General features: G+C 68.4%; 6 protein-coding genes. 1 reads left to right on the top strand and 5 read right to left on the bottom strand.

Annotated features, from left to right (window positions below; all coding sequences use genetic code 11):
- The 4 genes from VMJ70_04475 to VMJ70_04460 all read right to left on the bottom strand — a co-directional run.
- Nucleotides 1-326: RsmG family class I SAM-dependent methyltransferase (locus VMJ70_04475; protein ID HTO90365.1), on the bottom strand; the 326-nt coding region annotated here is incomplete at its 3' end.
- A 509-nt stretch (nt 327-835) separates the two neighbouring features.
- Nucleotides 836-2,845, bottom strand: coding sequence for a tRNA uridine-5-carboxymethylaminomethyl(34) synthesis enzyme MnmG (gene mnmG / locus VMJ70_04470; GenBank protein HTO90364.1), 2,010 nt, complete (start codon nt 2,843-2,845; stop codon nt 836-838).
- A complete protein-coding gene (gene mnmE, locus VMJ70_04465) occupies nt 2,842-4,242 on the bottom strand; it encodes a tRNA uridine-5-carboxymethylaminomethyl(34) synthesis GTPase MnmE (protein ID HTO90363.1) in 1,401 nt (466 codons plus the stop codon). Before mnmE (VMJ70_04465) ends, mnmG begins: the two co-directional genes overlap by 4 nt.
- 34 nt (nt 4,243-4,276) lie before the next feature.
- Complete coding sequence (locus VMJ70_04460; GenBank protein HTO90362.1) at nt 4,277-6,877, bottom strand: FlgD immunoglobulin-like domain containing protein; 2,601 nt, start codon at nt 6,875-6,877, stop codon at nt 4,277-4,279.
- 382 nt (nt 6,878-7,259) lie between these two features.
- On the opposite strand from VMJ70_04460, the gene VMJ70_04455 reads away from it, so the two are divergent.
- On the top strand, nt 7,260-7,991 hold the full coding sequence (locus VMJ70_04455) for a hypothetical protein (GenBank protein ID HTO90361.1): 732 nt from the start codon (nt 7,260-7,262) through the stop codon (nt 7,989-7,991).
- Here the strand turns inward: VMJ70_04455 and mnmE (VMJ70_04450) are convergent.
- Nucleotides 7,988-8,851 (bottom strand): tRNA uridine-5-carboxymethylaminomethyl(34) synthesis GTPase MnmE, encoded by an 864-nt coding sequence (mnmE, locus tag VMJ70_04450; protein ID HTO90360.1) that lies wholly within the window; start codon nt 8,849-8,851, stop codon nt 7,988-7,990. The two genes, VMJ70_04455 and mnmE (VMJ70_04450), sit on opposite strands and share 4 nt — an antisense overlap.
- Nucleotides 8,852-8,947 lie beyond the last annotated feature (96 nt).

Raw genomic sequence — 8,947 nt, 5'->3', positions numbered from 1 at the left:
CGCGATTCCACGAGATCCCAGTGCTCGCCCACGCCGCACAGCGCGAGCGGAATCGCGGGGAAGCCGCCGCCCGATCCGAAATCCAGCCAGCGCGAGAGCCGGTGCGAAGCGATCCACTCGGCCGGCTCGAGCGATGGCACGAGATGCGCCTCGACCACGCGCGACTCGTCATTCTTCGAGATCAGATTGGAAACACGGCGATTCCATTGCAGCAGCAGCTCGACGAACCGCCGGAGCTGGACCAGACGCTCGACGCGGCCGTCGGCTGCCGCGGGAACGAAGCGCTCAATCGCTGCCCACGGCTGGCGCGCGAGAATCCCGCCCACGTCAGGCCAGCGCTGGGCCTGCTCATCGTAGGCCGGGCCTTCGCGCGGCGTCGGTCGGCGGGCGGGCGCCGAGCGCGCGGTCGAGGCTGGGAATCGCGATTTCCCCGGGCGCGACGGGGCCGGGCGAGAGTCGCGCGATCGCGCTTCGCCGGGGCGAGGACCGCCCGCGCGAGAGGTGCGCGAGGGCGGACGCGAGCCCGGGGCACGCGAACGAGCGGCGGGCGGGCCACCCGAGCCAGGACCGCGCGATCGGCCCGAGCGCGGGTCGCCCGAGCGTGGGCCGCCCGAGCGCGATCGGCCCGAAGGCGGAGCGCCCGAAGGCGGAGCGCCCGAACGTGGGCCTGCAGCGGGCCAGCGACTCGGTCGAGGGCCATCCGAGCGCCGGCGTCCCGCGGGCGCGCCGGTCGCGCGCGGGCCACCGACGCCAGGCGCTCTCTGGCGCGGTGCGCGTGGACTTCGTCCGCGATTGCCGGGTGTGCGCCCCATTCGCGCACCCTAGCACGCGACGTTCAGCCTCGCGTCGCGGTTTCTTCGATCGCGCCCAGCCGCTTCAAATGCACCATCAGCACCGCCGCGTCGGACGGCGACACGCCGGCGATGCGCGCGGCCTGGCCGAGCGTCGTCGGCCGCCAGCGCAGCAGCTTCTCGCGCGCCTCGCGAGACAGACCATTCAGCTCGCGCTCCCATAGCGCCGGCGGAATGGCCGCCGATTCCAGCGCCGCCGCCTGGCGTGCAGCGGCCTGCTGGCGCGCGATGTAGCCGCGATAGCGCACGCGCACTTCGAGCGCCGCGCCCCACGCCTCGGGCAGCTCCGGCGAAGCGCCGAAATTCCGGAGCGAAGCATACGTGACGCCGGCCTGCGCCAGCGCATCGATCGCGCGCACGCGGCGCGGCGCCTCCGGCGACTCGGAGCCGATTGGCGCCGTCGCATCTTCAGCGCTCGCCGCGCCCGCTTCGCCAGCTTCGGCGTGGCGCTCGATCGCCGCGCCGGTCTCCGCCGCCGCCCGCGGCAGCGTGACGCTCACGCGCGACAGGCGCCGCTCCTCGGCTTCGATCGCGGCATATTTCGCGCGCACCTGCTCCATCTGCTCGGCTGAGATCAGGCCCAGCTCGCGGCCGATCGCGCACAGCCGCTCGTCGGCGTTGTCGGCGCGCAGCAGCAGCCGATGCTCGGCGGCCGAAGTGAACATGCGGTAGGGCTCGCGATGCTCGCGCGTCACCAGGTCATCGACCAGCACGCCGATGTAGGCCTGATCGCGCCGCAGCACGAACCGCTCGCGACCGCGCACGAGCCGTGCGGCGTTGATGCCCGCGACGAATCCCTGCGCTGCCGCCTCTTCGTAGCCCGACGTGCCGCAGATCTGGCCGGCCAGGAACAGCCCCGGCACGCGCTTCACTTGCAACGTCTCGTCGAGCTGGTGCGGCATCACGAAGTCGTACTCCACCGCGTAGCCGGGGCGAATCATTTCGGCGCGCTCGAGCCCTTCCAGCGTGCGGATGAATTCGAGCTGCACTTCCTCGGGCATGCTCGACGACATGCCGTTGACGTAGATTTCGGGTACGTCGCGCCCTTCGGGTTCCAGGAACACGTGGTGGCTCGTCCGCTCCGGGAACTTGACCACCTTGTCTTCGATCGACGGGCAATAGCGGGGGCCCAGGCCCTTGATGGCGCCCGAGTAGAGCGGCGACAAGTGCAGGTGGTCGCGGATCACCCGGTGCGTCCGATCATTGGTGCGCGTGAGCCAGCACAGCGCCTGCTCGAGTTCCAGCCGATCGGTCCAGTGCGAGAACGGCTCGGGCGGATCGTCGCCGGGCTGGGGCAGAACCGCCTCCCAAGCGATCGAGTCCCTATGGAGCCGCGGCGGCGTGCCGGTCTTCAGGCGCCCGCGCTCGAGCCCGAGCTCGGCCAGGCATTCGCTCAGCGCGCGCGCCGCGTGCTCGCCGATTCGCCCGCCGGGAATCTGCCGCGGCCCGATGTGAATGAGACCGTTCAGGAACGTGCCCGGCGTGATCACCGCCGCGCGGCAGCGAAGCGGCGTTCCGTCGTCCAGCTCGATGCCGGCGACGCGCCCCGCTTCGAGCCGCACGTGATTCGCGACGCCGGCGACGCGCGTCAACCCCGCGACCGAATCCAGCAGCCGCGACATCTCGGCCGAGTAGAGCGCCTTGTCGCACTGGGCGCGCGGCGACCACACCGCCGGGCCGCGCGCGCGGTTCAGCATCTTGAACTGGATCCCGGCGCGATCGGTGACCACGCCCATCACGCCGCCCAGCGCGTCGATCTCGCGCACCATGTGGCCCTTGGCGATGCCGCCGATGGCCGGGTTACACGACATCTTGGCCGAATCGGCGAGGTTCACGGTGAGCAGCGCGGTGTCGAGGCCGAGCCGCGCGCACGCGACCGCGGCCTCGCAGCCGGCGTGTCCGGCGCCGACCACCACCACGTCGAACGACGCGGCGCGGTTCGCCAGCCCGCCGGACGCGGCGATCGGCGAGACGAAGTCGGCGCGCTCGATCATTTCCCCACGCAGAATCGGCTGAAGATCCGGTCGAGCAGATCGTGGCCGATCGAGCGGCCGGTGACTTCGCCGATCGCGGCGAGACTCTCGCGCAGCTCGAGCGCCAGGATCTCGCCCGGAGCACCATCGAAGGCGGCGCTCGACGCGCGTGTGAGCGCGGCACGAGCGCGCGAAAGCGCCTCGGCATGTCGCGGATTCGAGACCGCCGGGTGGGCAGAAGACCGCGAGTCGCTGAGATACGTGCCCAGCACATCGCGCAGCTCCCCGACTCCTGCGCCACTCAGCGCGGAGACCGACACCGCGCGATGTTCGGCGCCATTCAAGAGCGGCGCGACATCGGCAGCGACGAGCCGCGAGCCGCGATCGGATTTGTTGAGCGCTACCACCAGCCGGCGCGGCGGCGCCGCGCGCGCAGGTTCGGCGGAAAGCAGCGCCGCCACCTCGCGATCCTCGCGCTCGAGCGGCTCGGACGCGTCGACCACCCACACCGCGAGCGGACTCTCGGCGAGCGTCTCGCGCGCACGCGCGATGCCGATCGCCTCCACGCCGCCGGCCTCGGCGCGGAGCCCCGCCGTGTCAGAAATCAGCACGCGCACGCCGCGGATCTCGAGCGGCTCGCTCACGCGATCGCGCGTGGTGCCGGCTTCGGGCGTCACGATTGCGCGCTCTTCACCGATCAGCGCGTTGAACAGCGACGACTTGCCGACGTTGGGCCGCCCCACGATCGGCAGCCGCAGCCCCTCGCGCAGCGCGCGACCGTAGGCGGCCCCCTCGAGCAGCGCGGCGAGCGCGGCATCCACCACCGCGATGTCGTCGCGCGCGCGCGGCGGAATCTCGACTCCGCCCACGTCCTCGGCGAAATCCACGCGCGCCTCGACTTCGGCGAGCAGATCGGCGATCCGTTCCGAAAGCGCCTCGAGCCGGCGCGACAGATCGCCCGCGAGCTGGCCGAGCGCCAAGCCGCGCGCCGCTTCGGTCTCCGCGTGGATCACGTCGGCCACCGCCTCGGCCTGCGCCAGATCGAGCCGGCCGTTCAGGAACGCGCGCAGCGTGAACTCGCCGGGGCGGGCGAGCCGCGCGCCGGCGGCGATCAACGCCTCGAGCACTCCAGCGGCGCTCAACCGCCCGCCGTGGCACGACAGCTCGACCACGTCCTCGCGCGTGTAGGAGCGCGGCGCGCGGAAGATCGCGGCCACCACTTCGTCGATGCGCCCGCCATCGGCGCCCACGATCCAGCCGTGGTGCAGCGTGTGGCTCCTGGCCTCGGCCAGAGCGGTGCCGCCGCGAAACACGCTGGCCGCGATCCCAAGCGCCGAGGGCCCGGAAAGGCGCACCACCGCGAGCCCGGCGGCGCCGGGCGAGGTGGCGATGGCGGCGATGGTGTCCGAGAGGGTCATGAGCGGCGAGCCCCAAGTTTCGTTGGCTCGCGGCTCAACGAAGAACTACGGCCTTTTCCTCGGACTGATTCTCGCCCGCCCGGATCCGATAGAGATAGACGCCGGCGGGGACAAGACCACCCCGGTCGTCACGGCGATCCCAGATCGTCGTGTGGAACCCAGCGCTCATCGTTCCGGCGAGCAGCGTCCGCACCCGGCGTCCGCTCGCGTCATAGATCTCGAGCGTCACGCTGGTCGCGGTAGGCAGCGCAAGCCCGATCGTGGTCGTGGAGCTGAATGGGTTTGGATAGGTTGGGTGGAGCTCGAACGGCGCCGCTGGCCGCGAAGGCTGGTCCCCTCGAGTGGACATCATGGACGACCCCTGCGGAGCGACCCGCCGGCCTCTCAGCAGGAGAAACGCCTGGCGCGCAGGCTGCGTGCCCGAGGTCGGGGTCGAATATCGCAGCGTAATCGAGCCCCCGGCGCTCAGCGTCGCCTCGCTGCCGTCGATCGCCGAGAGCGCCCCCGCAACCGATCCCGACGACGCGGAAATGGCGCTGCCCGGCGCGATCCATGTTAGTGAGCTTTGCTGTGGGGCAGGGATTCGTTCGACGTTGCCGACCAGGTAGTCATGGTTGAAACGCAGGCGCACGTGGCTGGCGGTGACCGAGTCGAGAACGCACGCGTCAAGCCCCCGCCGCGGTTGAATCAGGCCGCTGCTGGACCAGCCCCCCGATCCATTGGGCAGCAGGACCTGTACGCCACCGCCCCCTGCCGCGTCGTCTGCTCCGCCACCGGCCAGTTCGATAAGCAGCGCCTGTCGGCTGCCCGCCGACGCGCCTGAAGACAGGGTAATGTCCCAAAGTGTTCCCGCAGACACCGCCCTCGTACTCCCCGCTGCCGAGACAGTCGGCGAGATGCTCGCGCCCGTGCTGTCCGTAATCTGGGCGACCGCCACCGGTTTGCCGACCACCACGTGGCTCCGACTCGCGACAAAGGCTTGGACAGTGTCAGCGTGCGGCACCAGCGCGACCAGGGCGGCGTCCAACGCCACCGAGTTCCCGCCGCCGAGGCTGAGACGGATTCCCAGCGAGTCCACCTGCGGGCCGTCATTCGCCTTCAGAGCATAGATGTCGGTGGCTGCTGCGCTCGTCGTCGCCAGGTCGAGGATCCCATTCTCGACCGCCATGCCGCTGCCACCCCCGCCCTGAGCCATCAGATCGTCGAAGCCGCAAAGGTACTCGGTGTGTCCGCTGCACAGCGTTTCACCGGACGCGACATTGCTGATCGCCGAGCTATTGCTGTCGGCGTCCGAGGTCTTGATGGCGAAGTAGTAACTCGTGCACGACGAGAGCGACGAGAGTCCAATGCATTCCAGTGTCCCGGCCGGATCTGGGTCCGCCGTCGTGATCCGCATGGCGCTGCTGAAATTCGCCCCTGTGATCGGCGCGGTGGAGTAGCGTAGATCGTAGAACGCCGCCGTCCCCGTGGTTGTGTCCGCGCCGGGGGCAGTCCAAGTCAGGACTGCCGTCGTCTTGCCCATCTCGGCCGACAGGTCGGTCACGGCCGAAGGCGCGATGACGTTGGCTGGAGTTTCGAGTGAAAAGTACGTGGAATCGCCACCCCAGGAATTGCCGCCCCACCATCGCATCTGCCAGATCAGGATCGAGCCGAAGCTGACGGCGCAATAGTACTCCCGCCCCGAACCCCCAACACTTGGGTCGCTAAGATACTCGGAGGCGAACTCGGAATTAGTATCAAGACAATCCAGATTCCCGATGCGGTCCCAAAAGCTCCATGCTGTCGAGTCGCTCGGGTCGTTGCCCGTCTGGAATTCCAATGGCTGGCCAGAATTTGTCGTATAGGCGATAAACCACTTGTTGTTGTGCCCAAACAGGTGGGACGATTCGAGCTGGCGGTTGTTATCCCACCAATTTGTGTTGCGCGTCCACAGCGACCCATGATCACGCCATGCAGTGAAATCCCCGGAAGAGAGGGCGACCCCGGGCACTGTCGTGGAATCGCCAACGGCAGGCACTCGGGTCGAATAGTACATAATCCAGCGCCCAAGACTATCCGGATCACGCATAACGAACGGGTCCCTAAAGTCGCGCCCATATCCGTTCAACGAGTCACACCACGTCCAAGGAGCGTTCGCGCATGAAAAGATTGGAGTATCCCTCCGCTGCCAGTCGAGGAGATCGGAGGAAGTCGCAAGCCCAATCGATTGCTTGCCGCTTGTGGACACGCCGGTATAGAAGAGGTTGAAGGTGCTATCGCGCTGAATGACGAAGGGCGCCCACATATTAGTGTTATCCCATTTGTCTGCCCGGACGGGAAGTATGGGCGGGAGTGAGTCCCAGTGGTAGAGGTCCTTAGAGATGTCGTGACCGAAACGCGTCTCGGACGAGGTGCCAAGATCGTCCGAATTGTGGAGGATGTAGACTAGGTGATAGAGCCCATTCCATTTGAAAAGCGAGAAGTCCTTCGCTTTGAAGCCCGGGCGCCGACCGGGCACATTGTCGCCTGCCGCGGCAGGGGGAAATGGTCGACAGCAATACTTTTGGGCCGGGTTGCTGCATAAAGGATGAATCGTCACCCGGTCGCAGGTGTCGGGGATGTCGAAGCAGTGGTCCGTGGCCCATGCGGGGCCCACCGCCAGAAGCGAACTCGCGGTCGCAAGCCTAATGGCGTGCAAGGTCCAGGCGCGAAAAAGGACGCGTGGGACGCATAGAAGCCGCAATAGTTCTTCGCAGGTAGACCGCATGGGCGAGCTCTCCTTTACGAAATAGCAGCACGCATTGGGGCCGACGCGGCCGGCAGGACCGCTAGCGCGGATAATCGGCCGGTCGCGCCCCTCTGAGCAAGCCGGCGAGCGAGGGCGAGTCTAGCCGGGCGCCATGAGCACCCAAGGATGGCTGCCCGAAAGGCATTGTGCCGAGGTCAGCTCCATGAAGGCATTGAACTACGCCGTCACCGGGCCATAGAATTGTCCCCGGACGAAACTTGGTCACCGGCTCGTTCACGTGGAGGCCACAATGCGCTGCGCCCTTCTCCCCACCGCGGTCTTGGCCGTCTGGGCCGGCTCGGCATCCGCCGGCGGCATCAATTTCGCCTGGGGTAACGGGTGCTGGGTCGACAACCCCCAGAGCCTGGTGACCTTCGCCTGCGACACGAACGTCGGCGCATTCCCCATGACCGCGTCTTTCGCTCCTGATTTCGACCTTCCGATGTTCTTTGCCCTCGACTTTGAGATCGACGTGCAGGCAGATATTCCGACCCTCCCGAATTGGTGGCAATTCTGCAGCGCTGACGGATGCCGTATGGGTTCATTGACCGGTACAGCCGACTTCACCTCGGCACCCGGGGGCTGCGCCTACGCATGGCCTGGGAGGTCGCCAAGCCTGACCATGGACTGGTTCACCGCAGGCGCCTGTGGCGGGGGCATCAACCTCGCCGCGAACCGGGCCAAACTACGCGGTTCCGTCGCGAGCGATGGATATCCGACGATCCATCGTGGGACCGAGTACTACGCGTTCCGCCTGAACATAGACGCGCAGAAGTCCAGCGGTGGCAGCGCATGTGGTGGGTGCAACGTGCCTGTCACACTTGTGCTCAACGAGATCGACCTCGGTGGGATCAGCGTGGACAGACTTACCACTCCGCTCGCCAACACCTGCCTCCGCTGGCAGGCCGCAGGCACCACGCCGTGCTCGGCGACGCCGGTGCGCAACATGACTTGGGGCGCGATCAAGAGCTTCTACCGCTAAGCGCCGCCGCCGGCCTCGGTGCGGAGCCCCGCCGTGTCAGAAATCAGCACGCGCACGCCGCGGATCTCGAGCGGCTCGCTCACCCGATCGCGCGTGGTGCCGGCTTCGGGCGTGACGATCGCGCGCTCTTCGCCGATCAGCGCGTTGAACAGCGACGACTTGCCCACGTTGGGCCGCCCCACGATTGGCAGCCGGAGCCCCTCGCGCAGCGCGCGGCCGTAGGCGGCGCCCTCGAGCAGCGCGGCGAGCGCGGCGTCCACCACCGCGATTTCGTCGCGCGCGCGCGGCGGAATCTCGACTCCGCCCACGTCCTCGGCGAAGTCCACGCGCGCCTCGACTTCGGCGAGCAGGTCGGCGATCCGTTCCGAAAGCGCGTCGAGCCGGCGCGACAGATCGCCCACGAGCTGCCCAAGCGCCAAGCCGCGCGCCGCTTCGGTCTCGGCCTGGATCACGTCGGCCACCGCCTCGGCCTGCGCCAGATCGAGCCGGCCGTTCAGGAACGCGCGCAGCGTGAATTCGCCGGGGCGGGCGAGCCGCGCGCCGGCGCTGATCAACGCCTCGAGCACTCCAGCGGCGCTCAACCGGCCGCCGTGGCACGACAGCTCGACCACGTCCTCGCGCGTGTAAGAGCGCGGCGCGCGGAAGATCGCGGCCACGACTTCGTCGATGCGCCCCCCATCGGCGTCCACGATCCAGCCGTGGTGCAGCGTGTGGCTCGGGGCCTCGGCCAGAGCGGTGCCGCCGCGAAACACGCTGGCCGCGATCCCAAGCGCCGAGGACCCGGAAAGGCGCACCACCGCGAGCCCGGCGGCGCCGGGCGAGGTGGCGATGGCGGCAATGGCGTCGTGCAGATCCGTCACGATTCGGGATTTCGCTCGAGTCGAAAATCTGAAGCGGCCGAAATGGCGTGTGGCCCGTGAGCCTACAGAGTTATCATCAACTGTAAATGAGGCGCT

This window comes from Candidatus Sulfotelmatobacter sp. (assembly GCA_035498555.1).
Taxonomy (GTDB): domain Bacteria; phylum Eisenbacteria; class RBG-16-71-46; order RBG-16-71-46; family RBG-16-71-46; genus DATKAB01.
Note: the sequence above shows the minus strand (reverse complement) of the source record. Positions and strands in the feature narration are given on the sequence as shown.